This is a genomic window from Mesorhizobium sp. M0768 (genome assembly GCF_040320195.1).
GTDB lineage: Bacteria > Pseudomonadota > Alphaproteobacteria > Rhizobiales > Rhizobiaceae > Mesorhizobium.
This window is the reverse complement of the sequence record NZ_JAMYPD010000021.1, coordinates 53,767-78,843: the sequence shown is the minus strand read 5'-3', so window position 1 is coordinate 78,843 and position 25,077 is coordinate 53,767. Positions and strand designations below refer to the sequence as shown.

27 protein-coding genes are annotated in these 25,077 nt (G+C 63.2%); 16 read left to right on the top strand and 11 right to left on the bottom strand.

Annotated features, from left to right (window positions below):
* Nucleotides 1–19 precede the first annotated feature (19 nt).
* Nucleotides 20–562: a hypothetical protein gene (locus NKI08_RS23715; RefSeq protein WP_352772555.1), complete on the bottom strand. Its 543-nt coding sequence runs from the start codon at nt 560–562 to the stop codon at nt 20–22.
* A gap of 282 nt (nt 563–844) precedes the next feature.
* On the opposite strand from NKI08_RS23715, the gene NKI08_RS23710 reads away from it, so the two are divergent.
* The 3 genes from NKI08_RS23710 (at nt 845) to NKI08_RS23700 (ending at nt 2,387) form a co-directional block, all read left to right on the top strand.
* Nucleotides 845–1,303 carry a tRNA (cytidine(34)-2'-O)-methyltransferase gene (locus NKI08_RS23710; protein WP_352450521.1) on the top strand — a complete coding sequence of 153 codons (459 nt, stop codon included), beginning with the start codon at nt 845–847 and terminating at the stop codon, nt 1,301–1,303.
* 170 nt (nt 1,304–1,473) lie between these two features.
* Nucleotides 1,474–1,917, top strand: coding sequence for a redox-sensitive transcriptional activator SoxR (gene soxR, locus NKI08_RS23705; RefSeq protein WP_023679485.1), 444 nt, complete (start codon nt 1,474–1,476; stop codon nt 1,915–1,917).
* A gap of 119 nt (nt 1,918–2,036) precedes the next feature.
* Entirely contained in the window at nt 2,037–2,387 is a 351-nt protein-coding gene (locus tag NKI08_RS23700; protein ID WP_156937440.1) for a hypothetical protein, read from the top strand.
* 36 nt (nt 2,388–2,423) lie between these two features.
* On the opposite strand, the gene NKI08_RS23695 is transcribed toward NKI08_RS23700, so the two are convergent.
* Nucleotides 2,424–2,681: a hypothetical protein gene (locus NKI08_RS23695; RefSeq protein ID WP_023679487.1), complete on the bottom strand. Its 258-nt coding sequence runs from the start codon at nt 2,679–2,681 to the stop codon at nt 2,424–2,426.
* Between the two features lie 103 nt (nt 2,682–2,784).
* On the opposite strand from NKI08_RS23695, the gene hemF reads away from it, so the two are divergent.
* The 3 genes from hemF (at nt 2,785) to NKI08_RS23680 (ending at nt 4,683) form a co-directional block, all read left to right on the top strand.
* Entirely contained in the window at nt 2,785–3,699 is a 915-nt protein-coding gene (hemF, locus tag NKI08_RS23690; RefSeq protein ID WP_352469726.1) for an oxygen-dependent coproporphyrinogen oxidase, read from the top strand.
* 257 nt (nt 3,700–3,956) lie between these two features.
* The gene (locus tag NKI08_RS23685) at nt 3,957–4,217 is read left to right on the top strand and encodes a DUF1344 domain-containing protein (protein WP_023679489.1); all 261 of its coding nucleotides are present in this window, start codon (nt 3,957–3,959) and stop codon (nt 4,215–4,217) included.
* A gap of 280 nt (nt 4,218–4,497) precedes the next feature.
* A complete protein-coding gene (locus NKI08_RS23680; RefSeq protein WP_023679490.1) occupies nt 4,498–4,683 on the top strand; it encodes a DUF1059 domain-containing protein in 186 nt (61 codons plus the stop codon).
* Nucleotides 4,684–4,686: 3 nt separating this feature from the next.
* Here NKI08_RS23680 and NKI08_RS23675 read toward each other — a convergent pair whose 3' ends face one another.
* From NKI08_RS23675 to NKI08_RS23665, 3 genes are read right to left on the bottom strand one after another with little or no spacing between them, the layout of a single operon-like run.
* Entirely contained in the window at nt 4,687–5,955 is a 1,269-nt protein-coding gene (locus NKI08_RS23675; RefSeq protein WP_352772553.1) for a CCA tRNA nucleotidyltransferase, read from the bottom strand.
* On the bottom strand, nt 5,952–6,584 hold the full coding sequence (locus tag NKI08_RS23670) for a CoA pyrophosphatase (protein ID WP_352541101.1): 633 nt from the start codon (nt 6,582–6,584) through the stop codon (nt 5,952–5,954). The genes NKI08_RS23675 and NKI08_RS23670 overlap by 4 nt, the downstream gene beginning before the upstream one ends.
* 13 nt (nt 6,585–6,597) lie before the next feature.
* Nucleotides 6,598–7,227, bottom strand: coding sequence for a DUF1285 domain-containing protein (locus tag NKI08_RS23665; RefSeq protein ID WP_352683969.1), 630 nt, complete (start codon nt 7,225–7,227; stop codon nt 6,598–6,600).
* A gap of 144 nt (nt 7,228–7,371) precedes the next feature.
* Between NKI08_RS23665 and NKI08_RS23660 the strand changes: the two genes are divergently transcribed.
* Genes NKI08_RS23660 through NKI08_RS23645 form a run of 4 tightly spaced genes read left to right on the top strand, consistent with a single transcriptional unit; the run spans nt 7,372 to nt 14,200 of the window.
* Nucleotides 7,372–8,376, top strand: a complete 1,005-nt coding sequence (locus NKI08_RS23660) for an AAA family ATPase (RefSeq protein ID WP_352450525.1) — start codon at nt 7,372–7,374, stop codon at nt 8,374–8,376.
* Nucleotides 8,376–9,290 (top strand): DUF58 domain-containing protein, encoded by a 915-nt coding sequence (locus NKI08_RS23655; protein WP_352540998.1) that lies wholly within the window; start codon nt 8,376–8,378, stop codon nt 9,288–9,290. The genes NKI08_RS23660 and NKI08_RS23655 overlap by 1 nt, the downstream gene beginning before the upstream one ends.
* Nucleotides 9,287–12,109, top strand: a complete 2,823-nt coding sequence (locus NKI08_RS23650) for a DUF4159 domain-containing protein (protein WP_352772550.1) — start codon at nt 9,287–9,289, stop codon at nt 12,107–12,109. Before NKI08_RS23655 ends, NKI08_RS23650 begins: the two co-directional genes overlap by 4 nt.
* Before the next feature lie 3 nt (nt 12,110–12,112).
* Nucleotides 12,113–14,200, top strand: coding sequence for a hypothetical protein (locus NKI08_RS23645; RefSeq protein WP_352770908.1), 2,088 nt, complete (start codon nt 12,113–12,115; stop codon nt 14,198–14,200).
* 172 nt (nt 14,201–14,372) lie between these two features.
* On the opposite strand, the gene clpS is transcribed toward NKI08_RS23645, so the two are convergent.
* The 3 genes from clpS to NKI08_RS23630 form a co-directional block, all read right to left on the bottom strand.
* A complete protein-coding gene (gene clpS, locus NKI08_RS23640; protein ID WP_352540995.1) occupies nt 14,373–14,678 on the bottom strand; it encodes an ATP-dependent Clp protease adapter ClpS in 306 nt (101 codons plus the stop codon).
* A gap of 258 nt (nt 14,679–14,936) precedes the next feature.
* Nucleotides 14,937–15,152 carry a hypothetical protein gene (locus tag NKI08_RS23635; RefSeq protein ID WP_352450529.1) on the bottom strand — a complete coding sequence of 72 codons (216 nt, stop codon included), beginning with the start codon at nt 15,150–15,152 and terminating at the stop codon, nt 14,937–14,939.
* A gap of 36 nt (nt 15,153–15,188) precedes the next feature.
* Entirely contained in the window at nt 15,189–15,533 is a 345-nt protein-coding gene (locus tag NKI08_RS23630) for a hypothetical protein (protein WP_352469825.1), read from the bottom strand.
* A 237-nt stretch (nt 15,534–15,770) separates the two neighbouring features.
* Between NKI08_RS23630 and NKI08_RS23625 the strand changes: the two genes are divergently transcribed.
* Complete coding sequence (locus NKI08_RS23625) at nt 15,771–16,487, top strand: response regulator (protein WP_352469721.1); 717 nt, start codon at nt 15,771–15,773, stop codon at nt 16,485–16,487.
* Nucleotides 16,484–17,893 carry an ATP-binding protein gene (locus tag NKI08_RS23620; RefSeq protein WP_352540994.1) on the top strand — a complete coding sequence of 470 codons (1,410 nt, stop codon included), beginning with the start codon at nt 16,484–16,486 and terminating at the stop codon, nt 17,891–17,893. The genes NKI08_RS23625 and NKI08_RS23620 overlap by 4 nt, the downstream gene beginning before the upstream one ends.
* 236 nt (nt 17,894–18,129) lie before the next feature.
* Here NKI08_RS23620 and choV read toward each other — a convergent pair whose 3' ends face one another.
* The 3 genes from choV to NKI08_RS23605 all read right to left on the bottom strand — a co-directional run bounded on the left by choV (nt 18,130) and on the right by NKI08_RS23605 (nt 21,216).
* The gene (gene choV / locus NKI08_RS23615) at nt 18,130–19,311 is read right to left on the bottom strand and encodes a choline ABC transporter ATP-binding protein (RefSeq protein ID WP_352540993.1); all 1,182 of its coding nucleotides are present in this window, start codon (nt 19,309–19,311) and stop codon (nt 18,130–18,132) included.
* Nucleotides 19,308–20,162 (bottom strand): choline ABC transporter permease subunit, encoded by an 855-nt coding sequence (gene choW, locus NKI08_RS23610; RefSeq protein WP_254819158.1) that lies wholly within the window; start codon nt 20,160–20,162, stop codon nt 19,308–19,310. The genes choV and choW overlap by 4 nt, the downstream gene beginning before the upstream one ends.
* 118 nt (nt 20,163–20,280) lie before the next feature.
* A complete protein-coding gene (locus NKI08_RS23605; RefSeq protein ID WP_292660734.1) occupies nt 20,281–21,216 on the bottom strand; it encodes a choline ABC transporter substrate-binding protein in 936 nt (311 codons plus the stop codon).
* Between the two features lie 237 nt (nt 21,217–21,453).
* Between NKI08_RS23605 and NKI08_RS23600 the strand changes: the two genes are divergently transcribed.
* From NKI08_RS23600 to NKI08_RS23585, 4 genes are all read left to right on the top strand, one after another.
* On the top strand, nt 21,454–22,065 hold the full coding sequence (locus NKI08_RS23600; RefSeq protein WP_352770904.1) for a thymidine kinase: 612 nt from the start codon (nt 21,454–21,456) through the stop codon (nt 22,063–22,065).
* 127 nt (nt 22,066–22,192) lie between these two features.
* The gene (locus NKI08_RS23595; RefSeq protein WP_352772543.1) at nt 22,193–22,582 is read left to right on the top strand and encodes a c-type cytochrome; all 390 of its coding nucleotides are present in this window, start codon (nt 22,193–22,195) and stop codon (nt 22,580–22,582) included.
* 216 nt (nt 22,583–22,798) lie between these two features.
* On the top strand, nt 22,799–23,887 hold the full coding sequence (locus NKI08_RS23590; protein WP_352540990.1) for a hypothetical protein: 1,089 nt from the start codon (nt 22,799–22,801) through the stop codon (nt 23,885–23,887).
* Between the two features lie 35 nt (nt 23,888–23,922).
* Nucleotides 23,923–25,068, top strand: coding sequence for a hypothetical protein (locus NKI08_RS23585; protein ID WP_352772540.1), 1,146 nt, complete (start codon nt 23,923–23,925; stop codon nt 25,066–25,068).
* The last annotated feature ends 9 nt before the right edge of the window (nt 25,069–25,077 follow it).

The following is a 25,077-nucleotide window of genomic DNA, read 5'->3' as shown; positions in this document are numbered from 1 at the left end:
CTCACAATACTGTTTCCGCTCACGCGGCACGCGAACGGACGAGGTGTCCAGACCGCATGGCGTCAAGGACCGGCGATACGGAATCGTCCGCCTCGCCGGTCCTGCTTCGCGCTATATAGGTTGTCGCGGGCCTTTCGCCGACAGTCTCGTTTGACGATGCTGACGACGTTTTGACGATCCGGATTTTCGCGCTGGTTTTTGCACCAGGCCGGATCAGCCTGATGATCCGGCGCACCAGCGACGGCCGGCTATAGTCCGGAACGGCGCGCGAGAAATCGACGTCCGGCAGCATGCCGCGATGCGGACGCCGGCGGGTCTCGGCGTGAACCGCCGACGAGTAGGTCTCGCCGATCAAAAGCGCCCAGGTCGCAGTCTTGCGCTCGTGCAGGCTTCTTGAGCCGGGTATTCTACAGGGATCGAACATCGGTCCGTCCTCCAGTTGAAGATGCAGATAGAAGGGTGAACCAACCCGGGCCGCGGGCACGCGCGGCGCGGCAAAGGTGGCATCGGTCGAAGCGTGTTCAGGTGGGGCGTTCAGCCCCTTCCACAGCTTGAAAAACATCGCAGGATTCCTTCAAAGGCCGAAAAGGTTTCGGCGGGAATCGGTGCGATTGAAGTCTAGAAGGTCAGGAGAATCGTCGTACCGAAACCGCCGTCGGGCTGGTAAGCCCACGAGAGGGGTGGTGGATGTGCATGGCCATCATGAATTACCCCTCCATCGGTTCGGGTTGACAATGCTGGCCGTATAACCGACTTCGCAGAAAATGACCACCCGCCAGTCCAGGAATTTCCAAAACCGCGAGAGCTCTGTGGCTGATCTGCCACTTATTAGAAAGACGCGGAAATGAACGACCGTCTCCGTATCGCGCTCTACCAGCCTGATATCGCCGGCAACACCGGGACAATCCTGCGCTTCGCCGCTTGCCTCGGTCTCGGCGTCGACATCATCGAACCGGCGGGCTTCCCGCTCGGTGACCGGGCGCTGAAACGCGCCGGCATGGACTACCTCGAAATGGCGGCGCTCACCCGCCATGTCGACTGGCACGCCTTCGAGGACTGGCGCAAGCTTGCCAAGCGGCGGCTGGTGCTGCTGTCGACCAAAGCAGCTGCCGCCTACACGGATTTCGCCTTTGCCGGCGACGACATTCTCTTGTTCGGCCGTGAATCCGCAGGCGTGCCGGACGCCGTTCACGAGGCGGCGGATGCGCGACTGATCATCCCGATGCAGCCCGGCGCGCGCAGCATCAACGTCGCGCTTTCCGTTGCGATGGTGGCGGCCGAGGCGATCCGGCAGCTCCGCTAGGATGTGTACGCGATCGCCGGCCGCAGCGACCAAGGCGTCGTCCTCACGCAACACTGCGTCCTCTCCGGTCATTCTCATCCAGACGCCCATCGCCTTCTCCTGCCGTTTGCATCTTCGAGGCTTCTTCGCTACAAGCTCAACTTAACTTGAGGTCAAGCGGAAAATCGGAGATGGCTGCGGCAACGGAATTAACAGTCGGCCAGGTGGCGATGCGCAGCGGCGTGGCGGTGTCGGCGCTGCATTTCTACGAAGCACGCGGGCTGATCCGCAGCCACCGCACATCAGGCAACCAGCGGCGTTATGGCCGCGACGTGCTGCGACGGGTGGCGATCATCAAGGTAGCTCAGGAGGTCGGCATTTCGCTGGCCGAGATCGGCACAGCCCTTCGATCATTGCCTGAAGGCCGGACGCCGACGCGCGAGGATTGGAACCTGCTTTCGACGGCTTGGCGCGATGACCTCGACCAGAAAATTAGTCAGCTCAAGAAGCTGCGCGACGGGCTGAGCGACTGCATCGGCTGCGGCTGCATGTCGATCGACAAATGTCCGCTGCGGAATAAGAACGACAGGCTGGCAAGGGACGGCGCGGGCGCCCGCAGGCTGGTCGTGCGTTGAAGCCATGACGGTCTGGACGGGTTCAGCGAACTTATCCTGTCCGTTAGTCACTATACAGTCTTGTGAAGTTCATGTGCCCGTGCTTGATACGCCCCTGCAACTAACCTTGGGGGGCAGAATTGAAATTTGCATACAAGACTTACGCCGCGTTGCTTGGCGCCATTGTGTTGGCTGGATGCATGCCGAGCGAAGGTGAATGGAATACGGCAAGGACTTTGGTTCAGGGCAGTCCTGCCATGTATAAGAAAGTGCTTACGGAATGCATCAGGCATTCGGAGCAATCGCCTCTCAGTTCGAAGCAGGAAGCTGGCAAGATCATGAATGTCAGCGCAGCCGCGGCGCCACGTGTCTGGTGCGGAAGAACCGTGCGGGCCTTCGCGAATGGGCGCCTGACGTATGCCGAGATGAAAAGAGCGCATCTTGGAACGGGCGACAGAAGCGTGTTTATCAAGATCGTTCAGGGCAGATGAACTAGCCCTGATACGTTCAGCCTCGAGACCGGAGCGTTAATCGGCCGCCGGCAGCCGCCTGATGGTGAATTCGATGACGTCGCCCGGCCGCTCGAACCAGCTTTCGATCTCGGTCCAATAGGCCTGCTTGGGAAAGCGCTCGAACCATTCCTTCGCCTTGAGACGAGCATCGGAGCGCGGCAGCACGAACGTCTCGCGCAGGAAGCCGTCGCGCGGCATGCGCGCGTTCTCGGCGCGCGAACGGTCGAGCCTCTTCTTCAGGCCATCCAGCGGCGGTCTTGCCGGGGTGCGCACGAAAGAACTCCATTCACACTTGACCCTTGCACCCAAGAGATTAGGGATCGCGGCCGGAAAAGACGAGTCATTTGTCGGGCGCGCCCGCAACCGGAGACAGGATTTGCAACGACCCGAGATACCGGCGGGGCTGCCAGCCGACATCGAACAGAAGAAGACGAAGGCACGGCTGTGGTTCGAGACGTTGTGCGAGCGCATCTGTGCCAGCTTCGAGCAGATCGAGCAGGACCTGCAGGGGCCGCAGGCTAGCTGGTCGCCCGGCCGCTTCGAAAAGACGCCGTGGCAACGCGATGCCGGCAAGGGCGGCGGCGGTATCATGTCGATGATGCACGGCCGCGTCTTCGAGAAGGTCGGCGTCCACACCTCGACCGTCCACGGCGAGTTCTCGCCCGAATTCAGGAAGCAGATGCCGGGCGCCGAAGAGGACCCCTCCTTCTGGGCAAGCGGCATTTCGCTGATCGCCCATCCGTGGAACCCCAACGTGCCGGCCGTGCATATGAACACGCGCATGGTCGTCACCTCGCGCCAGTGGTTCGGCGGCGGCGCCGACCTGACACCGGTGCTCGACCGCCGCCGCAGCCAGGACGACCCCGACACGATCGCCTTCCACAGAGCGATGCAATTTGCCTGCGAGAAGAACGCGGCGATCGCCGACTACGTGAAATTCAAAGCCTGGTGCGACGAGTACTTCTACCTGCCGCACCGCGACGAGCCACGCGGTACCGGCGGTATCTTCTTCGACTGGCTGCATTCGGATGAGGACAAAGGCGGCTGGGACGCCGATTTCAACTTCGTCCAGGACGTCGGGCGATCTTTTCTCGTCGTCTACGGACATCTGGTGCGCGCCAACTTCAATGACAACTGGACCGATGGCGACCGTGACGAGCAGCTCATCCGCCGCGGCCGTTATGTCGAATTCAACTTGCTTCACGATCGCGGCACCATCTTCGGGCTGAAGACCGGCGGCAATGTCGCCTCGATCCTGTCCAGCCTGCCGCCAGAAGCGAAATGGCCGTAAAATCTCGGTGAGCACAACGTGAGCCGCAATCGGGTCCAAATCCCCAGAATTTGACGGCGAATGTGGCGCAAGGCGCGCCAGAAAATATCTTTTTCGTCTAATATACCATTGTAAAGATTGGGTTATTTGTCGCGTCGGGCCGGGAAACGCCGGCGGTTCTTTACTCCCGAGAGCCGCGACCCGACGTGACCGGACGGCCCATGATTGAATGGGGCACCTTTCCCAAGCGGTGCCCGCATTTTCCAGGAGAGCATGCCATGCGCAAGCTTATTATGACCGCAGCCGCCGCTGCCGTTCTCGCCTCTGGTACTGCCGCATTCGCTGCGGTCAAGCACACCACCGGCACGATCAAAAGCTTTGATGGAACGGCGATGAGCCTAGTTCTGGATAACGGAGCCACCTTTACGTTGCCCCAGACCTTCAAGGATCCTGGCCTGAAGGTCGGCGAAAAGGTCCGCGTCACGTGGGATATGAGCGGCAAGGATAAAATTGCCGAGGCAGTCAAGATCGTGAAGTGATGTCCTGCCCGCTGGAGCAAGACGAGGTCTTACTCCTGGGTGGCGTAAGAGGGCGGAGCAGCGATGCTCCGCCTTTTCGCAACCCGATCACCAGAGGGCCGCGTGTCGGCTTGGACGCACGGCACTCTAAGGCAACCAAAACCGTTCGATCGTGTTATGCTTAGCTGGCCAGCGTGTAGCCCGGATACGGTACGCGGTTTCCGGATCGCGCAATCAAAGGTCTGGAGCTTCCGTGTCAGTGCGCTGCGCGGCGCTCCAAGGAGGAGATGAGGAGAAGCCGATGAAGGAATTCCATTGCGGGTCGCTCGTACCCGGCTGCGAGTGGCACACACGCGCCGAGGAGGAGGCTGAGGTCATGCGCCGTGCCGTCGAGCATCTGCGCGAGACGCACGGCGAGACGGTGATCCGCGAGACGATGATCGAGGCGATCCGCTCGCGCATCGAAAAGGTCCGCGACGCAGCGTGACAGTCAGGATTCGAGTGCCTCCGCGGCGCGCTTGAGCAGCGCGCCGCGATCAAGCGCAAAACCGGACTCGACCCATTCCTTTTCGAGATTCTTCAACGTTGCACCAAGCTTCGGCCCCGGTGATGCGCCAAGCGTCGTCAGATCGGCGCCCTTGACCGGAAAAACAGGGTTTTGCCATTTTGCAGCGAAGGCAAGCAGGCGCGAGAAGCCGCCGGCTTCGAGCAGTGCGTCATTGTCCTCGACCGCGCGGGCTCGAGCGGAAGCGAGCAACAGGCGCAACCGATCGACAAAGCCTTGGCGGTCGCCAAAATAAAGCCTTTTCGCCAACTCTCCTTCGGTCGTTTTCGGATCGACGGCAGCTGTGATCGCCCAATTCCGCAGCCGGCTTGCTTCGCTCACGGAAAGCCTCAATCTCTCGGCAAGCGTTTTCATGCGCGCGGCATCCGGCGGCACGATGGCTTCCAGCCTGAGCAGCGGGTCCGGCGCCCAGGCCAGATCCTTCTCGGTCTTGGTCAGCCCGTGGATGGCATCGATGCCCCATTTCTCGCTTTCCGGCAAAACGGCGGTCAGAACGCCGGCCTGGCGCATCCACAGCAGCGCCCGCGACGGATCTGGCGCTGACAGCAATTTCTTCAATTCCCACCAGACGCGCTCGACCGAGAGCTGGTCGAGCCCCTGCTTCAGCCGGGCACAAGCCTTCAACCCTTCGGCATCCGGCCTGCCGTCGCCATACCATGCGAAGAAACGGAAGAAACGCAGGATGCGCAGATAATCCTCGCGGATACGGGCTTCCGGATCGCCGATGAATCGCAGCCTCCGCGCTTCGATATCGGCGATACCGCCGACCAGATCGACGACCGTTCCATCGGCTTCGGCATAGAGTGCATTGATGGTGAAATCACGCCGCTCAGCGTCGGCTTTCCAGTCGCGGCCGAACGACACTTTGGCGCGCCGGCCGTCGGTTTCGATATCGGCACGCAGCGTGGTGACCTCATAGGCCTTGCCGTGGCCGACCGCGGTGACTGTGCCATGCTCGATGCCGGTCGGTACCGTCTTGAAGCCTGCCGCCTCGGCGCGCCGGATGGTTTCCTCGGGCACCGTGGTGGTGGCGATGTCGATGTCGGCGACCGGCTGGCCGATGAGCGTGTTGCGCACCGCACCGCCGGCGACACGCGCCTCCTCGCCGCCATCAGTCAGCGCCGCGAGCAGGCGCTGCAGGTGGCGTTCGCCGAGCCACCCGGCCTTGCCCGCGATCGACACTGGATCGCTCACGAATAGAGCCTTTCATAAAGCGTACGGATGATGCCCGCGGTGACGCCCCAGATGCGCTGGCCGCCATAGGGCATCTCGTAATAGAACCATTCGAGGTCGTTCCACATGCGACTGTCTCTGGTGTGGTTGGCGGGGTCCATCAGAAAGCCCAGCGGCACCTCGAAGACGGCATGGACTTCGTCGGAATTCAGCGTCAGGCTGAAACCGGGCCGCACAATCCCGAGCACCGGGGCGATGCGATAGCCGCTGCCGGAAACGTAGTCCGGCAGACGGCCGACGATCTCGATGTAATCCCTATCGAGACCGATCTCCTCGAATGTCTCGCGCAACGCCGCCGCTTCCGGGCTCGCATCGGTTTGATCGATGGTACCACCGGGGAAAGCCACCTGCCCCGAATGGTTGCGCAGCTTTTCGGCCCGCCTGGTCAAAAGGACCGTGGCTTCATGGCCATGATCGACCACCGGGATCAGCACGGCGGCATCGCGCAGCGCCTTGGCCAGCTTCAGCCTGGGATGGCCCGGATTGAAGCGGTGGTCGCCAAAATCGTCGCCGGCATGCGCCAGCGGCTGCGCCGCGACGCGCTGGCGAAACCCGGCAACGGAAAACGGCAACGGCATCACCTGATCCATCATAGGCGGTCCATCATGCGCTCAGCCGTTTCAGTTTCTCAGCCGGCATGATTGGATAGACCTCGCCTTTGGAACGGACGGCAAACATCCTCTTGCCACCGATGTCGATCTCTTCGCCGTGCTCGACCAGCTCGTACATCACCGGCCGTGCCACCAGCGCCTCCAGCCGCCCGCGCACCAGCACATAAGGCTTCAGGCCACCTGTCTCGTCCTCATCGACGAAGCGCAGCGGGTGTCCCGCCCCAGCCTCGACCACGTCGCCGACATTGGTGCGAAAGGTGATGATTTGTCCGTCGCCGGCGCCCGACACGTCCATCTCGACGGCAATGAAGGGCGCGTCGGCGACGCGGATGCCGACCTTTTCCACCGGCGTCACCAGGTAAGTCCTGCCGTCCACGTCCTTGCGCAGCACTGAGGAAAAAAGCTGCACCAGCGGCATCCGGCCGATCGGCGTTCCCAGATAGAACCAGGTGCCGTCCTGCTTGATTTCCATGTCGAGATCGCCGCAAAATGCCGGATTCCAGCGTTCCACCGGCGCCGGCCCCTTACCGGCGCGCGTCGCGCGCGAGACCAGCGCTTCCAGCCCCCGCGCCTCGGTCGCGGCCGTCAGGCTCTCTTCACGATGGTCGGCGGCTTCCGTCATGGTCACGAAATAGTCACTGTTGTTCCGCTTGTCAGCCTAAGTCTGTGATTTAAGTTCATTGCAGGCGCATGCGAAGCCGAATCGCGGCATTCTCTGCGGCACCAAGGTGCCAAGCGGTGTTTCCAACAGAAGGATCGATGCTGCATGAGCGTTATGATCAAGGAAAGCCCAATCAGCGAAAAGGACATGGTGGCGCAGGCCGAGAAAGCGCTGGCCGACATTTCGAGGGTCCGTGACGGCGTCGGCCGGGTCATTTTCGGCCAGGAAAGCGTCGTCGAGCGCACGCTCGTCGCATTGCTGGCCGGCGGCCATGCACTGCTGGTCGGCGTGCCCGGCCTCGCCAAGACCAAGCTGGTCGAAACGCTGGGCATCGTGCTCGGCCTCGATTCGCGCCGCATCCAGTTCACGCCCGACCTGATGCCATCCGACATTCTCGGCTCCGAAGTGATGGAGCAGGATGAATTCGGCAAGCGCTCCTTCCGCTTCATTTCCGGGCCGATCTTTGCGCAACTGCTGATGGCCGACGAGATCAACCGCGCCTCGCCACGCACCCAGTCGGCGCTGCTGCAGTCGATGCAGGAATACCACGTCACCATTGCCGGCGTGCGCCATGATCTGCCGTCACCGTTCCACGTTCTGGCGACGCAGAACCCGCTGGAGCAGGAAGGCACCTATCCGCTGCCGGAAGCGCAGCTCGACCGCTTCCTGATGCAGGTCGATATCCTCTACCCCGAGATCGAGGCGGAGCGCCGCATCCTGCTGGAAACCACCGGTATCGAGGATGCCAAGGCTGAAAACGTGCTGCAGCCGGCGCGGCTGAAGGACATCCAGACGCTCATCCGCCGTATGCCGGTGCCGGAAAGCGTCGTCGAGGCGATCCTCAAGCTGGTGCGCTCAGCGCGCCCCGGCCAGGGCAACGCCGATACCGACAAGCACGTCGCCTGGGGCCCAGGCCCGCGCGCCAGCCAGGCGCTGACGCTGTGCACCCGCGCCCGCGCCCTCTATGACGGCCGGCTGGCGCCGTCGGTCGACGACGTCCGCGCGCTGGCCGAGCCGGTGCTGCAGCACCGCATGGCGCTTACCTTCGCCGCCCGCGCCGAGGGCACCACGGTTCGCGATGTTGTGGCGAAGCTCGCGAAAGGGATTTGATGGCGCGCATCGGTGAAGCGCAGGCACCGGCAGCGACGCGCGATGCGCTCGCCAGAGGCCGGTTGCGGGCTTCGTTGGTGCCGGACCTGCTGGTCGAGGCGCGCCGCATCGTCAACACGGTAATTGCCGGCTGGCATGGCCGCCGCAAGCGCGGTATCGGCGAGAATTTCTGGCAGTTCCGGCCCTATGTCGAAGGCGATTCCTCGCGCATTGACTGGCGCCGTTCCGCTCGCGACGACCACACCTATGTCCGCGACCGTGAATGGGAGGCTGCCCACACGGTGTGGCTGTGGGCCGATCCCTCGCCTTCCATGCTCTACAAATCGACCGGGGCCAGCGTTTCCAAGGAATCGCGCGCCCTGGTGCTGACGTTGGCCATGGCCGAGCTTTTGTCGCGCAGCGGCGAGCGCATTGCCTGGCCGGGCCTGACCGACCCGTTCACCGCCCGCAATGGCGCCGAGCGCATCGCGGCGCAACTGATGCACGCCGGCGACCTGCCGGCAAAGCCCGATCTATCCGGCATTCGCCGGTTCTGCGACATCGTCCTCGTCAGCGATTTCCTCGACCCCGTCGAGGACACTATTGCGTGGCTGGACGTTCCCGCCCGCCACGGCGTGCGCGCCCATCTGGTCGAGGTCGCCGATCCGGCCGAGGAAAGCTTCCCCTATGCCGGGCGCACCGAATTCACCGATCCTGAGACCGGCGACAAGCTGACCGCCGGCCGCGCCGAAATGCTGGGCGAGGAATATCGCCTGCTTTATGCCGCCCGCCGCCAGGAACTGGCCGCCTGGTGCAAACGGCTTGGCTGGAGCTTTACCGTCAATCATACCGATCGCCTTGCCTCCGAGGCGCTGGTGCGCATCCACATGGCGATGACCGCCGAAGGCAGCTTTGCCGGGAGGGCCCGCGCATGAGTTGGCTGCCGCTCTCCTTCGGGGCGCCGATGGTGCTGTGGGGCCAGCTGGCGCTGCCGGTGATCTGGTGGCTTCTGCGGCTGACCCCGCCCAGGCCGCAAGCCGAGGTGTTTCCGCCGCTCAGGATTCTCGCCCGCGTGCTGAGGCGCGAAGAAACGCCGCAGCAGAGCCCTTGGTGGCTGACGCTGCTCAGGCTGCTGATGGCCGCGCTTGTCGTGGCAGCACTTGCCGAACCCGTCTTCAACCCGCGCGAAAAGCTGCCGGCCGAAGGCGCCGCCCTGGCGCTGGTGATCGACAATGACTGGGCAAGTGCCGCCGACTGGGGCAAGCGGGTCGCCACCGCCGAGCGGCTGATCGCCGATGCCAATTCGAACGGCGTGCCGGTGCTCATCGCTTTCACCGCCGAGAAGCCGAATGCCGAGATCGGTCCCTTCGATGCCGCTGCCGCGCTCGACCGGCTGCGCGCGGCAAAGCCGCGGCCGATCCCGACCGACCGCCCCGCCGTCTACGCCCGCGTCGCCTCAGCCCTGGAGTCGCTGCCGGGCGCAAGCGTCGCAGTGCTCGCCGATGGCTTGGCGGCGCAAGGCGACGAAGCCGCCTTCAACACGTTGTTGTCAAAGAACGCGGCACGTGTCGTCTGGGCCGTCTCCGACCGGCTGTCGCTGACCGGCCTGACCGGCGCCGACAACCAGGTCGACGGCTTCGCCCTGACCGCCATCCGCGCACCGGGCGATCCGGCACCTGCACAGGTGACGGCCGGCGCGTTCGACGACAAGGGGCGCCGCATTGCCGACGCGACGCTGACCTTTGCCCCGGGCGGAACCACCGCAACCGGCACGATGGCGGTGCCGTTCGAACTGCGCAACGACTTCGCCTACATCGCGCTCGATGGCGAGCGCCAGGCCGGTGCCGTCCGCGTGCTCGATGAGAGCTCAAAACGCCGCCGCGTCGGGCTGCTGTCGCAGTCCGAGGCTGATCAGGCGCAACCGCTGCTGTCGCCGCTCTACTACATTCGCCGCGCCCTGCAGCCCTTCGCCGATCTCGTCGAGCCGTCGAGCGTCGATCTCGCCGACGCCATCCCGCAACTGCTCGACCAGAAACCGGCGATGATCGTCATGGCTGATGTCGGCACCATTCCGGAACAGGCGCGGCAGAGGCTGGTCGACTGGGTCGACAAGGGCGGCACGCTGGTGCGTTTTGCCGGTTCGCGGCTGGCCGCTGCCGGCAATGACGACGATCTGCTGCCGGTCCGGCTGCGCACCGGCGAGCGATCGCTTGGCGGCGCGCTGTCATGGACGGCGCCGCAGCCGGTCACCGAATTCCCGAAAACCGGTCCCTTCGCCGACCTCGCGCCGCCGACCGAGGTCACCGTTACCAGGCAGGTGCTGGCCGAGCCGACGCCCGACATTGTCGAGCGCACCTGGGCCACGCTTGCCGACGGTACGCCGCTGGTGACCGGGATGAAGAAGGACAAGGGCACCCTCGTACTGTTCCACGTCACCCCCGAGGCGACGTGGTCCAACCTGCCGATCTCCGGCAGCTTCGTCGAGATGCTGCGGCGCATCGTGCAATTGTCGCGCAACCAGGGCTCGGCGGTCGCCAATGCCGAGGCAGCCGCCACGTCGCTGGCACCCTATCGCATGATCGCTGCCGACGGCACGCTGGTGCCGCCGACGCCGGATGCCAGGCCGCTGGTGCCCGGCGCCGGCCCGCTGCCGGTGACGCTGGAAAACCCGCCCGGCCTCTACGGCTCGGAGACGGGAGTGTTCGCTCACAATCTGCTCGGTGGCGACAGCGCATTCACGCCGCTGACCCGGCCTGAAATCACGGTACCGGTCACCACCATCCAGTATGCCTTCGACGAGCAGCACAACCTCAAAGGTCCGCTTGTCACGGCCGCTCTGGTGCTGATGGTGCTCGACACGCTTGCCGTATTCTGGATGGGCGGCCTGTTGTCGCGCCGGCCGCGCCGTGCCGGCGCTGCGGCCACGGCAGCCGTCCTGCTGATTGCGCTCGGCGCTTTGATTGGCCACGCGGACGTCGCGCGCGCCGACGACGCCAAACCGGGAGATACGGAGGCGATCGGGGACATTTCAAAGACCCGGATCGCCTATGTGCTGACCGGCGAGCCGGGTGTCGATTCGATCAGCCGCGCCGGGCTCGAAGGCCTGACCCGCTTTCTTATCGAAAAAACCGCGCTCGAACCCGGAGCACCGGCCGGCGTCGACATCTCGAAGGACGAACTTTCCTTCTATCCGCTGATCTACTGGCCGATCGATCCCTCGGCCCCGATGCCCAGCGAGGCCGCCATCGCCCGCATCGACGCCTACATGCAGCAGGGCGGAACGGTCTTGTTCGACACCCGCGACCAGTTCGCCAATGGCATTGGTGCGGATTCGACCAGCCCGGCGACGGAGCGGCTGCGCGACATCCTCGGCAACCTCAACGTGCCACCGCTGGAGCCGGTGCCGTCGGACCACGTGCTGACCAAATCCTTCTATATCCTTCCGGAGTTTCCTGGCCGTTTTGCCGGCAGCCCGCTTTGGGTCGAGGCATCGCTCGAAGCCAGCAACACCGAGAACCGCCCGGTGCGCACCGGCGACGGCGTTTCTCCGATCATGATCACCGCCAATGATTTCGCCGGCGCTTGGGCCGTCGACGAGAATGGCGACCCGCTATTGCCGACGGTGCCTTCGGATCCGATGCAGCGCATCTATGCGCTGCGTGCCGGCGTCAACATTATGATGTACATGCTGACCGGCAACTACAAATCCGATCAGGTGCACGTCCCGGTGCTGCTCGAACGGCTGGGGCAATAGACCATGAACTGGTCGCTCGCCTTCGAACCGCTCATCACCTGGCCGCTGCTCGCCGTGGTTCTGGTGCCGCTGCTGCTGCTGTCCCTCGCCGGCCTTTGGTTTCGCCAGCGCGGCGCGGTCTTCCGCCTGGCAGCCCTGATTGCGCTGGCTGCGGCGCTGCTCAATCCGGTGTTCCTCGACGAAGAGCGCGAGCCGCTGAAAAGCATCGTCGCCGTCGTCGTCGATCGCAGCCAGAGCCAGGATATCGGCGACCGCACCAAGCAGACTGACGCGGCGTTGGCCGGGCTTCAGCAGCGTCTCGGCCGCTTCAAGCAGTTCGACGTCCGTGTCGTCGAAGCCGGCAAGTCCGAAGCCGCTGACGAGCGCACCGAGACGCGGTTGTTTTCCTCGCTCGAAAATGCTTTCCGCGACGTGCCGCCATCGCGCATCGGCGGCGCCATCATGATCACCGATGGCGAGGTGCATGACGCGCCGTCCGGCGCACCCGATTTCAATGCCCCGCTGCACGCGCTGATTACCGGCAACGAGCATGAAAAGGACCGTCGCATTCGCTTCGAGAATGCGCCGCGCTTCGGCCTCGTCGGCAAGCCGCTCGACATGACCTATCGCGTCATCGCCACCAACAACGAAACCGGCCCGGTCGATGTCCGCGTATCGGTCAATGGCGAGCAGGTATCGGTCGAGCACGCCAACATCGGCCAGGCGATGCCGCTGCAGGTGACCATTCCCAGCGCCGGGCGCAACATTGTCGAACTCGCCATCAACCACGAGCCGGGCGAACTCACCGACACCAACAACCGCGCCATCGCGCTGATCGACGGCATTCGCGAAAATCTGCGCGTATTGCTCGTTTCCGGCGAACCGCATGCGGGCGAGCGCACCTGGCGCAATTTGCTGAAATCCGACGCTTCGGTGGACCTCGTGCACTTCACTATCCTGCGCCCGCCGGAAAAGCAGGACGGCACGCCGATAAACGAATTGTCGCTGATCGCCTTCCCGACGCGCGAGTTGTTCGTCGAGAAGATCAAGGATTTCGACCTGATCATCTTCGACCGCTATCAGCACCGCGACGTACTGCCGATCCTCTATTACGACTATATCTCCGAATATGTCGAAAAGGGCGGCGCGCTGCTGATCGCGGCAGGCCCCGAATATGCCGGCGAAAGCTCGATCGCCCGCACGCCGCTGATGTCGGCGCTGCCGGCAATGCCGACCGGCGAGGTCATCGACAAGGCCTTCTATCCGCGCCTCACCGATACCGGCCAGCGTCATCCGGTAACGCGCGGGCTCGACGGCTCCGCGACCGAGCCGCCGCACTGGAGCCGCTGGTTCCGCACCATCGGCGTCGAGAACCCCGAGGGCGAGGTGGTGATGAAGGGCGCCGACAACCGGCCGCTGCTGCTGCTCGATCGCAAGGGCGAAGGCCGCGTCGGCATGCTTCTGTCCGACCAAGGCTGGCTGTGGGCGCGCGGCTTCGAGGGCGGCGGCCCCCATGTCCAGCTCTACCGGCGCATCGCCCACTGGCTGATGAAGGAGCCCGAACTCGAGGAAGAGCGGCTGACCGCCGACGGCCGCGGCATGGTGCTTGAAATCCGCCGCCAGACGATGAGCGACGACCCCGGCCCGGCGCAAGTCATCACGCCGTCCGGCAAGGCACTGATCGTCAGGCTCGAGAAATCCGAACCAGGCGTCTTCCTCGGCAGCGTCGAGACCAACGAAATCGGTCTCTATCAGGTCGGCAATGGCGACCTGACGGCATTGGCCCATGTCGGGCCGGTCAACGCCCCGGAATTCACCGACGTCGTCTCCACCGAGAACCGGCTGAAACCACCGGCTGAGGCAACCGGCGGCAGCGTTCGCCGGCTGGCGCCGGCCTCAGCACTTGGCACTCTCACCAGCACCGTCACGCTGCCATCCGTAGTCCCGGTCCGTTCCTCGGGCGCTGCCTCCGGCGATGATTGGATCGGCCTGCGCACCACCGACGACAGCGTACTCAAGGCCGTCTCGCGCGTGCCGCTGTTCGGCGGCTTCCTCGGCCTCGGCCTGCTGCTTCTGGCGATGGGCTCGATGTGGTACCGCGAAGGGCGGTAACGCGGTTTATCCTTCTCCCCTTGTGGGAGAAGGTTGATTGGCGCGCAGCGCCAAGACGGTTGAGGGGTGTTGGACGGAGTGCCGTCGTTGCCAAGCTGGAACACCCCTCATCCGACCGCGCTTCGCGCGGCCACCTTCTCCCACAAGGGGAGAAGGAAGAAAGCGAACCGCCCTACTCCTCCGGCTCCGTCGTGAACATCAGCGGGTAGCCCTTGGCCTTGCCGGCATCGGTTGCCCGCGCCGCCTTGGTCTCGGCGACATCCCTGGTGAAGACGGCGACAACGCAGACGCCGCGCCGGTGCGCGGTGATCATTATCCTATGCGCCTGGTCTTCGCTGAGCTTGAACTCGGACTTCAGCACCGTCACGACGAACTCGCGCGGCGTGAAATCGTCGTTGACCAGGATGACCTTGTAGAGCTTCGGCCGTTCGACCTTCGGCTTCGTGCTGGTACGGGGTTTTGTCGTGATTTCAGGCATTGGACCGGCAATTGCGTACGACAGCTTTGCGGTCATTTTGACATGGGCAAAAGCGGTCGTCCATTCAACCGCGCGCGATCGGCTTGCCGGCGAGCGCAGTTCACAAATCCGTGCCTATGTGGGAACTGCCGGCTGGCGTTCACCTGGGCGGTGTGGGCCGGGACTGGCCCTATTGTATGCACGCAACAAAAAAGACGACCGCTCCAGGCAAATCGCAACTGGAGCGGTCTTCTCATAGGGTAGAAAGATGTCGCTTGATCAGGCCTTCGGAGCTGCCTTGACCGCGTGCTTCTTGTGCTTCTTGACGGTCTTCTTGGCAGCGACCTTCTTCACGGCCTTGGCCGGCGCAGCGGTCGTCGTTGTCGTCGCAGCCGGGGTGGTGGTCGCGGCATTGGCGCTGCTGGCGCCGAGAACCGGCATCGAGACGGCCAGCGCGATGGCGAGACCGAGGGCGGAGAGGAGGGACTTTTTCATGGCTTCACTTCCTTTTTGTGCAGATCGGATTGAGTGTCACTGAACGGGATCGATCGGTGTCACTCCAAGCAGCTTCAAAGCGTTCGCGAGCATCCGGATTCCCTGTGCCTGTTTCTTGTTGGCGCAGAACCGGTTTCCCTTTCTTTGAAGTGCTTTCGCCGCGGTGACCTGCGTTGCCGCGGCATGGGTTTCGAGGGCTTCGTCAAACTGGCGGTTCAGATCGATGCAACGCTCGCTGCGGGTGGTCGCCACCTTTGCATCGGCCGCCTTTGCATTGGCCACCTTCGCATCGGCCAGTTTTGCATCGGCATGTTCGACCGCGACCGTGACGAGCGAAATGGAAAGCAACGCACCCATCAGACTGATCGAGAACCTTTGCATTGGTCTGTCCGTAATCCCGTAACGCGTGTCGCAGCCGATGACCTGACCGCCACGGCACCACTTATGCCTTTGATTTTTTTCGGCAGTTTTTCCGGATTGTAGAATTTTGTTTCTGGATTGTTTCTGGGCAGCCCGGATCGGGCCGCCGATCTCCACTGGCCAACTTATGGCCTGAATTCTATCGTCTGGCTGACAGCCGAAGCAGCGCTTGGGCGATCCACAAATGACAGGTTCCCTGTGAAATCCGACCCCCACATACTGATCGTCGACGACGACAAGGGCATTCGCGACCTGCTTCAGGAATTTTTCCAGAAGCGAGGGCTGCATACATCGGTCGCCGCCGACGGCACCGAGATGGAGACCATCCTACGCCGCGCCCAGGTCGACCTGATCGTCCTGGACGTCATGCTGCCCGGCAAGAGCGGGCTGGAGCTCTGCCGCGAGTTGCGCGCCAATTATTCGACGCCGATCATCATGCTGACCGCGGTTACCGAAACTACCGACCGCGTGGTTGGGCTGGAGATGGGTGCCGACGACTACGTGCCGAAACCCTTCGATCCGCGCGAGCTGCTCGCACGCATTCGTGCCGTCTTGAGACGCAATGGCGCCGCCGAACCGCGACGCGCGGCCTCGCGGCAGATCTACCATTTCGCCGGCTGGACGATGGACTGTTCGCGCCGCCGGCTGATGGCGCCCGGCGACGTCAGGATCGAGCTGACGATGGCCGAATTCAATCTACTGCAGACGTTCGTCAAGAGCGCGCAACGCGTACTGAGCCGCGAGCAGCTGATCGAGCTGTCCGGCGGCGACAGCGGCTACAGTTTCGACCGCAGCGTCGACATTCTGGTCAGCCGGCTGCGGCGCAAGATGGAGGACGACCCGAAAACGCCGAAGCTGATCTTGACTGTGCGCAGCGGCGGCTACCAGTTCCTGCCTGAGACGACCGCCGAATGAGACGTATTCTGCCGCAAACACTGCCGGTCTGGGTGCTGCTCATCGTCATAGCCGGCCTGCTGATCAGCCAGATCGCGACCCTCTACATCGTTTCGCGCGACCGTGCCGCCGCCAATGACGTCGTCGATCTCTACCGGCTGAACGACCGCGCCTTCTCGCTGGTACAGCTGATGCATGACGCCACCCCCGAACAGCGCAAGGCGACGGCGTCCGGCCTGTTCAACGCCACTTATGCGCTCACCGTTTCCAACACGCCCGCCGTTACTTCCTCGATAGCCGGCGACGACGAGCTGGCCGAATTGGAGGACATATTGGTCGGCCGGCTATCGAAGTTCGGCATCACCGACGCGCGGGTCCGCCGCGACCCGGCAACGCACGAAGCCGACGCTCCCGGCGGGACGGTCGCCGGTCCCGATATTGGCCAGGTCGAGCGCGACCTGCTGGTGCTGGCGGCCGATTTCGCCCAGAGCGACAAGCTGACCGCTTCGCTTCGCTTTGCCGACGGCCAATGGCTGAACTTCACCGAGCCGAACACGCCGGCCGGGCCGATATTGAGCTTCGATAGCCTGCCACTCTATGCCTTGATCGCCGGGCTGGTGGTGGCTTCCTCGATCTGGTCGCTGCGCCGGCTGACGGCGCCCTACCGGATGATGGAGACCGCGGTGAAGCGGATCGGCGAGGACCTGAAGAGCCCGCCGATCGCCGAGAGCGGCAGCCGCGAGGTGCGTACCGCGGCAAAGGCGGTCAATGCCATGCAGGCAAGACTGCGCGCCTACGTCGAGGACCGCGAGCATCTTGCCGCCGCACTGGCGCACGACCTGCGCACGCCGTTGACCAGGATGCGGCTGCGCCTCGAACTGCTGAGGAATTCGTCCGTGCGCGCCGCACTGGCGCACGACCTCGCCGACATCGAAGGCATTGCCAGCTCGGTCATCGACTTCGCCACTTTCGAGGTGACCGAGGAGAAGAGCGAGAGGATCGATTTCTGGTCGCTGGTAGAATCGATTGCCGACGGCTTCGACGAGGTCTCCTTCGACAATGAGGACGCGCGCTCGCGCGGCCTGATCTGCGTCGCGCAGCCGGTCGCGCTACGGCGCTGTGTCACCAACCTCGTCCAGAACGCGGTGACCTATGGCAAGAGGGCGCATCTCAGCCTGCGTCAATCAGGCAAGACAATCACGCTGGCGATCCATGACGAGGGTCCGGGCATCCCGCAAGCCGAGCTCGACGCCGTGTTCGGCTCGTTCGTGCGCCTGGAACAGTCGCGCAGCCGTCAGACCGGCGGCCTCGGCCTCGGCTTGACCATCGCCCGCAACATCGCCCGTAGCGCCGGCGGCGAAGTCAGCCTGTCCAACCATCCCGATGGCGGCCTGATGACGGAGCTGCGCCTGCCGCTGGCGGTTTAGCTTGCGTATCGGGCTAAGCCGGCGTTCCTTCGCGCCCCCTCTGTTCTGCTGGACACCTCCTCCACAGGTGGGGAGATTGGCCGTCATCGCCGATTTCGCCAATTACAAACGTTGGAATGTGAGAGCCGTCCGCGAAGCCGCCGATCTCCCCCCAAGTGGGAGAGATGTCCGACAGGACAGAGGGGGGCGCGACAGAACTCGGCGTTTGGTCTTGGTTCTCTCCCCAAGGAGAAAAACTATCTTCGCAGCACCGCGCTCAACACATCCCTGACGCCGATGGCGCCGACGAAGCGCGACTGCTCGTCGAATAGCGCGACGGGTGCGGTCTGCGAGCGATGCATGGCCAGCATCACGGTCTTCAGCGAGGTGCCGGGATTGGCCCAGAATACCTGAGCCGTCTCCTCCGGCTGGGCTTCGACATCGGCGCAGGACACCCAGACCGCCGGCTTGCCGTCGCGCTCGGCCGCCGCCACCAGCCCATGCTCGTCGATCTTGAAACGCGTCGTCCTGCGCCGGTCGAGCCACACCCAGCCGTTCTCGCCATGTTCGAGGTCGCGTCGGTCGCGCATGACGTTCCACGCGGTCAGCACCGAGAGCGGGTTCACATTGGCGATGAAGTCGCGGACATAGTCGTTGGCGGGCCGCAGCACGATGTCTTCCGGCGCGCCTGTTTGCACGATGCGCCCGCCTTCCATGATGGTGATATGGGTGCCGATCTTCAGCGCCTCCTCGAGGTCGTGGCTGACGAAGATGATGGTCTTCTTCAGCTCGGCCTGGAGCTGCAGCAACTCGTCCTGCAGCTTGGTCCGGATCAGCGGATCGAGCGCCGAGAACGGCTCGTCCATGAGCAGGATCGGCGCCTCGGTGGCAAAGGCGCGCGCCAGGCCGACGCGCTGCTGCATGCCGCCGGACAGCTCATGCGCATATTTCTTCGACCATTGGTCGAGATGAACCAGCTTCAGTTGCCTGTTCACCCGCTCCTTGCGCTCGGCTTCGGGTACGCCGGCGAGCTCGAGGCCAAGGCCGACATTCTCCTCCACCGTGCGCCACGGCAGCAGGCCGAACTGCTGGAACACCATCGCCACCTGTTTCTGCCGCAGCCGCCGAAGCGTCGCCTCGTCGCAGGTGACGACGTCGACCGTGCCGTCGCCATCCTTGACCAGCACCTGGCCGCGCGAGACGACGTTCAGCCGGTTGACGGCTCTGAGCAGCGTCGATTTGCCGGAGCCGGAAAGCCCCATCAGCACCGAGATCTCGCCCTCGTTCACGGTGAGGCTGGCGCCGGCGCAGCCCAGTACGTTGCCGGTTTTTTCGAGGATCTCGGCTCGGGTGGCACCACTGTCGATCAGCGCCAGCGAGCCTGCCTGGTCGGCGCCGAAGACGATGTCGACATTCCTGAAATCGACGGCGACGGTCATTTCTTGCCTCCCACGCCGATGCGCGTCATCCGGTCGAGCACGATGGCGAGCACGACGATGGCGAGCCCTGCCTCAAGCCCGAGGTCAATCCTGCGCGAACCGAGCGCCCGGTTGATTTCCGTACCGAGGCCGCCGGCGCCGATCAGGGCGGCGAACACCACCATCGACAGCGACAGCATGATCGACTGGGTCAGCCCAGCCATGATGGTCGGCAGCGCTGAAGGCAGCTCGACCTTCCACAGCAGCTGGCGCTTGGTGGCGCCGAATGCCTCGCCCGCCTCGACGATCGATTTCGGCACCGAGGTGACGCCCAGATGGGTGAGCCGAACCGAGGTCGGGATGACGAAGATGATGGTGACGATCAGGCCGGGCGCGTTGCCGAGGCCGAACAGGGTCAGCACCGGGATCAGGTAGACGAAGGTCGGCAATGTCTGCATCAGGTCGAGCACCGGCAGCATGACGCGATACACCTTCGGCTTGTGCGCGGCCCAGATGCCGAGCGGCACGCCGATGGCCATCGACACGGCGGCGGCGGCGACCACCAGCACCAGCGTCTCCACCGTCTGCTTCCACAGGTTCTGGTTGAGGATGAACAGCAATCCGATGAATACCGCCAAAGCCAGGCCTTTCGAGCGCTGCAGGAAATAGGCGAGCAGAGCGATCAGCGCGATCAGCAGAACCGGCGGCAGCAACAGCAGCCCGTCGACGATGCCGTCGAGCAGGAAGTTGAGGCTGTTGGAAAAGGCCCTGAAGATGGTGTCGAAATTGTCGGTGAGAAAGCCGAAAAACGCCTTCCCCCATGCCCCGATGGGAATCTTGTAACTGACCAGGAATTTGGAGATCGGATCCATCTAGCCCCTCTTCTGCCGGCGCCGTCCTTCGCCGGACGGTCATCTTGTCACAGGATATGAAAAAGGGCAGCCATTTCTACCGTGGCTGCCCTTTGTCTCGTCATGCCAGATGGTCGGGTCAGCTTCCGAGCGCCGTTTTCACCGCAGCCGCCGCATCGCCGCCGTCGAAGGTGGTGACGCCGGCGATCCAGGGAGCGACCGCGTCCGGGTGCTTCTTCAGCCAGTCGGTCGCGACCGTATTGGCATCGCCGCCCTTCAGGATCGCGTCCATCATCTCGCCTTCCATGTCGAGGTTGAACTTCAGATTGGCGATGAACTTGCCGGCGTTCGGGCATTCGCTCATGTAGCCCTTGCGTACGTTGGTATGCACGGTGGCAGCACCAAAGCCGCTATCTCCCATCCCCTCGAGATAGGTGATCTTCATGGCGCCCATCACCGGATGCGGCGTCCAGCCGAGGAAGGCGATCCATTCATTGTTCTTCATCGACTGCTCGGCCTGGGTGAGCATGCCGGCCTCGGAAGATTCGACCAGTTCGAAGCCTTCAAGATTGGTCTTCGGATCCTTGATCATGTCGAGGATGATGCGGTTGCCGTCATTGCCGGCCTCGATGCCGTAGATCTTGCCGTCGAACTTGTCCTTGAACTTGCCGAGATCGGTCAGCGTCTTGACACCGGCATCGGCGACATAGGTCGGAACGACGATGCCGTAGCCGGCACCGCTGAGATTTTCGCTGACGGTCTCGACCGAGCCTTCGGCGGCATAGTCCTTGATGTCGTTGGTCATCGACGGCATCCAGTTTCCGAGGAACACGTCGAGGTCTTTGTTCTTCAGCGACGCATAGGTCACCGGCACCGAAAGCTGGATCACCTGCGGCTCGTAGCCGAGCGCCGTGAGCAGCACCGAAGCGACGCCGGTGGTCGCCTGGATGTCGGTCCAGCCGACATCGGACAGCCGCACCGTCTTGCAGCTTTCCGGATCGCCGGCGAAGGCCCCAGTCGTGGATAGAAAAGCCGCCAGGCCGAGGCCGGCGACGAATGAACTCATACGCGACATGAAAATTCTCCCATTTCAGTTCTCGGTGAAGCGACGCGACGGTTTTATCTCCGCCTTTGTTCCGTCAGCCAAACATCATTCTGCTGCGGTTTCAAGCACTAAGGCAATCACGAACAACGGCGCAGGCTGGCCGATCAGCGACACGCCCGCCGCTTTCCGGATGGAAGTCGTCTTTTCCCGGTGGAATGTAGGCGCTCCCCCTCCCCGCTTTGTTGCAACTCGGCTTAAAAGGACGGCATGGCCAAGCTGTACTTCCATTATGCGACGATGAATGCCGGCAAGACGACGATGCTGTTGCAGGCCTCGTACAATTACCGCGAGCGCGGCATGACGACGATGCTGTTCATCGCCGGCCACTACCGCAAGGGCGATACCGGGCTGATCTCGTCGCGCATCGGCCTGGAGACGGAAGCCGAGATGTTCCGCGACGGCGACGACCTGTTCGCCCGGGTCGCCGAGCATCACGACCACGCCACGGTCCATTGCGTCTTCATCGATGAGGCGCAGTTCCTCGAAGAGGAGCAAGTCTGGCAACTCGCCCGCATCGCCGACCGGCTGAACATCCCGGTCATGTGCTACGGCCTGCGCACCGATTTCCAGGGCAAGCTGTTTTCCGGATCGCGCACCCTGCTGGCAATCGCCGACGACCTGCGCGAGGTGCGCACCATCTGCCGTTGCGGCCGCAAGGCGACGATGGTGGTGCGCCTCGGCGCCGACGGCAAGGTGGCGAAACAGGGCGAACAGGTGGCGATCGGCAAGGATGTCTATGTCTCGCTCTGCCGCCGCCATTGGGAAGAGGAAATGGGCCGCGCCGTGCCCGACGATTTCATCGGCTTCACCAGAACCTGACCAGCGCTATTGCTTTCATCCGACCTCCCGGCCGACATTCGTTCGCCAATCGCGCCATCGTGCGGCGCTTGTTTAAGGCCTGCTTCCTATTTCAGAACCTCTCAACCAGAGCCGTCGGGGAGTTCCCATGCTTCGAGCCATCTCATCTGCAACTGCTTTCCTCATCGCCGGCGCTCTTGCCGCGCATGCCGACGGCGATGCCGCTCTCGGCAAGAAAGTCTTCAACAGATGCGTGGCCTGTCATGAGGCAACGAGCGACCACGACAAGGTCGGCCCGCATCTGCTGGGTGTCGTCGGCCGCACCGCCGGCACCGCGGACAGTTATCTCAGCCGCTACTCGCAGGGGATGAAGGACGCCGGCGCCGCCGGCCTGGTCTGGGACGAAGCAAACCTCGCCGAATACCTGCGCGCGCCGCGGCAGAAGGTCCCTGGCAACAAAATGGCCTTCTCCGGCCTGACCAGCGACGACGACATCGCCAATGTCATCGCCTACCTCAAGGCCGATCCCAAGCCCTGAGCGTCGCTCCCCGACCTAAAGTCCAGCCGCGGTTGAAGCGGTGTCTGACCGGACGGCAGTTACACCGTAATCATTGCCTGACTATCCTGCGGTCGGCCTCCTGAAATTCTTTTGTTTTCCTGTAATCCCATGTCTTCCGTCTTTCATTCGCCAAACCCGGCACATATATTCGCGGCGGTTTGCGAAACGAAACCGATGCCGAAGCGGGAGGCCCCAATGGCGACATTGCAGAATTTCGACGCCGAGATTGCCAAGACCAAGCAGGTCGTTGAGGACATGCGCACCAAGATCGAGCAGTCCGGTACTGTGCTCGAGACGCTCGCCACCGCCGACAAGAAGATCGGCGACGCCAATTTCGACATCGAGAATGCCCGCATTGAGGATGTGCTGAAGCAGCAGAAGGTGATGGAAGGCAATATCGCCGACCTGATCATCGGCCTCGAGGACGCCACCAACGTCTTCGGCGCCGAATTCGAGAGCATGAAGAACTACACCGGCTGGGAAAATTTCGTCGGTGTCTTCTCCAGCCAGCGCAAGCAGCGCCTGCGCACCGACCGCGTCCGCAACATGTCGCTGGCCGGCAATCTGCAGGAGCTGCTGGCGAAATCCGACACCATCGTCGGCATCCTCAAGGCGCAGAAGCAGGTTCTCGACACGCGCTACAAGACCTCCGAGGCCAGCCTGTCGCAGGTGATCGAGCGCCGCAAGACCACCATGTCCAATCTCGAGACCGTGCAGAAGCGCATCGAAGAACTCAACCCGATGCTGCTCGACATCGAGAACAAGATCGCCGCCTCGACCAGCCAGAAGGAGCGCACGCAGCTGGAAGGCGAACGCTCGAAACTAGCCACGGAATACAACGAGAAGCAGGCCAAGGAGCAGGAATTGCTGGCCGAAAGCCAGACGCTGGAGCGCTACACCTCGATGTTCCAGACCTTCGTCGATTCGCTCAACAACCAGATCGCGGCGCAATCGACGCTGATCAACAAGCTGACCATCGATACCGAGCAGCGCATCGTTCTGTACAAGGCGCTGGAAGATTCGCTGAAGACCGCCGCCCAACAGGATGTCGCCCACAAGATCAACACGCTGGGCAGCCAGGTCGACAACACCGCCGAAGAGACCATGGCCGGCATTGGTGCCGCCTCGCAAAAGCACATCGGCGATCTGCTTGAAATGCACGAGAAAAACATGGTCGCCACCGCCGACATCCAGCGCCGCAAGAAGCTCGCCGACGATGCCTTCGCCCGCCGCTTCGACGATGTGATGAAGAAGCACAATTCGGCAAATTACGTGCAGTCGTAATTGCTGCACGTGCACTGCTCCCAAGGGCTGGCAGCATGACCCCCGAAAACGAAGCTGCGGCGCGTTATTTCTCGGCGATCGCGGCGGCACTTGGCGGCCTCGAAGTGTTCATGCGCGACGATCGCTCGCCGCTCTACCGGCACGGCATCGTCGCCAAGGTCGTCGCCGAATATATTGCGCGGCTCGACAAGTCGTTCTCGTGCTGGCGCAACCGGCTGGGCTTCACCGAGACGTTCCGCATCTCGCGCGCCGAAAGCGGTTTTCCGGTCTTCCAGAACCTGCTCGAGTTGGAGAACGACCGGCTCCAGGCCGATGCGCGACTCGCCAACCTTCCGCTGGCCGATGAGCTGCGCGAGGAAATGGCGGACTTCATCCTGCGCCACAAGGAATTTCCCGAAGCACTGCAGAAGTCGATGGCCGAGCGGCTTTACCTCGAGGACGTCAAGAGCGAGACTACCTTCGGCCCGTTCACGCTGGCCCAGACGGTCAAGGTGTCGGTCAATCCGAAGACGTTGCGCCCCTATTATCTGGTCCACTGGGCCTGCTTCGACGGCAGCGCCAACCTGCCGCTTGTCTATATGGTGACGGTCGAGGATTCCTCGGACGACATGATCCGGCAGCTTGTCGACTCCAGCGGCAAACTTAATGAGAGGATCGACATTCCGCTGCCGGTCGACGGCTTGCTCAATCCCGAGCTTGCCCACCGTTTCGACGATTTCACCGAAAAGAATTCCGCCTACGCGCTGTCGCCGGCGACCATCGCGGTCAACCTCGACAAGGATTTCGAGCCGCTGCATCCCAAGCAACTGCGTCGCGTCGTGCTCGGCCCGTTCTATTCTGCAGGGATTACCGACAACAATTCGACGGTGAGCGAAGTGCTGGCCAAGGTGCGCAAGCCGGAAAACGCCTGGCTGCTGACCTGGACCATCCAGGAGGTCTTTTCCAAGGCCGAAAAGCCAGGCCGCAAGGGGCTGTTTTCGAGCGAAAAGACGACGCAGGAATTCTTCATCAATACCGACGATCTCGAGGCCGCGCGGCAAGGCGTGTCCAACTACGAGAACCATGCGCTGATTCCGCACGAGGCCTATCAGGCGCTCTATGCCGCCGGCGAGGCGCAGAAGATCTTTTCGGGCTACAAGGTCCACATCCTGTCCAAAGGGCAGGTCATCAGCGACGTCTGACCGTCAAAT

Coding starts and splice junctions, on each gene's coding strand:
- NKI08_RS23715 (WP_352772555.1), bottom strand. CDS start 562: ATGTTTTTCAAGCTGTGGAAGGGGCTGAACGCCCCACCTGAACACGCT.
- NKI08_RS23710 (WP_352450521.1), top strand. CDS start 845: ATGAACGACCGTCTCCGTATCGCGCTCTACCAGCCTGATATCGCCGGC.
- soxR (WP_023679485.1), top strand. CDS start 1,474: ATGGCTGCGGCAACGGAATTAACAGTCGGCCAGGTGGCGATGCGCAGC.
- NKI08_RS23685 (WP_023679489.1), top strand. CDS start 3,957: ATGCGCAAGCTTATTATGACCGCAGCCGCCGCTGCCGTTCTCGCCTCT.
- NKI08_RS23680 (WP_023679490.1), top strand. CDS start 4,498: ATGAAGGAATTCCATTGCGGGTCGCTCGTACCCGGCTGCGAGTGGCAC.
- NKI08_RS23670 (WP_352541101.1), bottom strand. CDS start 6,584: ATGGATCAGGTGATGCCGTTGCCGTTTTCCGTTGCCGGGTTTCGCCAG.
- NKI08_RS23665 (WP_352683969.1), bottom strand. CDS start 7,227: ATGACGGAAGCCGCCGACCATCGTGAAGAGAGCCTGACGGCCGCGACC.
- NKI08_RS23660 (WP_352450525.1), top strand. CDS start 7,372: ATGAGCGTTATGATCAAGGAAAGCCCAATCAGCGAAAAGGACATGGTG.
- NKI08_RS23655 (WP_352540998.1), top strand. CDS start 8,376: ATGGCGCGCATCGGTGAAGCGCAGGCACCGGCAGCGACGCGCGATGCG.
- NKI08_RS23650 (WP_352772550.1), top strand. CDS start 9,287: ATGAGTTGGCTGCCGCTCTCCTTCGGGGCGCCGATGGTGCTGTGGGGC.
- NKI08_RS23645 (WP_352770908.1), top strand. CDS start 12,113: ATGAACTGGTCGCTCGCCTTCGAACCGCTCATCACCTGGCCGCTGCTC.
- clpS (WP_352540995.1), bottom strand. CDS start 14,678: ATGCCTGAAATCACGACAAAACCCCGTACCAGCACGAAGCCGAAGGTC.
- NKI08_RS23635 (WP_352450529.1), bottom strand. CDS start 15,152: ATGAAAAAGTCCCTCCTCTCCGCCCTCGGTCTCGCCATCGCGCTGGCC.
- NKI08_RS23630 (WP_352469825.1), bottom strand. CDS start 15,533: ATGCAAAGGTTCTCGATCAGTCTGATGGGTGCGTTGCTTTCCATTTCG.
- NKI08_RS23620 (WP_352540994.1), top strand. CDS start 16,484: ATGAGACGTATTCTGCCGCAAACACTGCCGGTCTGGGTGCTGCTCATC.
- choV (WP_352540993.1), bottom strand. CDS start 19,311: ATGACCGTCGCCGTCGATTTCAGGAATGTCGACATCGTCTTCGGCGCC.
- choW (WP_254819158.1), bottom strand. CDS start 20,162: ATGGATCCGATCTCCAAATTCCTGGTCAGTTACAAGATTCCCATCGGG.
- NKI08_RS23605 (WP_292660734.1), bottom strand. CDS start 21,216: ATGTCGCGTATGAGTTCATTCGTCGCCGGCCTCGGCCTGGCGGCTTTT.
- NKI08_RS23600 (WP_352770904.1), top strand. CDS start 21,454: ATGGCCAAGCTGTACTTCCATTATGCGACGATGAATGCCGGCAAGACG.
- NKI08_RS23595 (WP_352772543.1), top strand. CDS start 22,193: ATGCTTCGAGCCATCTCATCTGCAACTGCTTTCCTCATCGCCGGCGCT.
- NKI08_RS23590 (WP_352540990.1), top strand. CDS start 22,799: ATGGCGACATTGCAGAATTTCGACGCCGAGATTGCCAAGACCAAGCAG.
- NKI08_RS23585 (WP_352772540.1), top strand. CDS start 23,923: ATGACCCCCGAAAACGAAGCTGCGGCGCGTTATTTCTCGGCGATCGCG.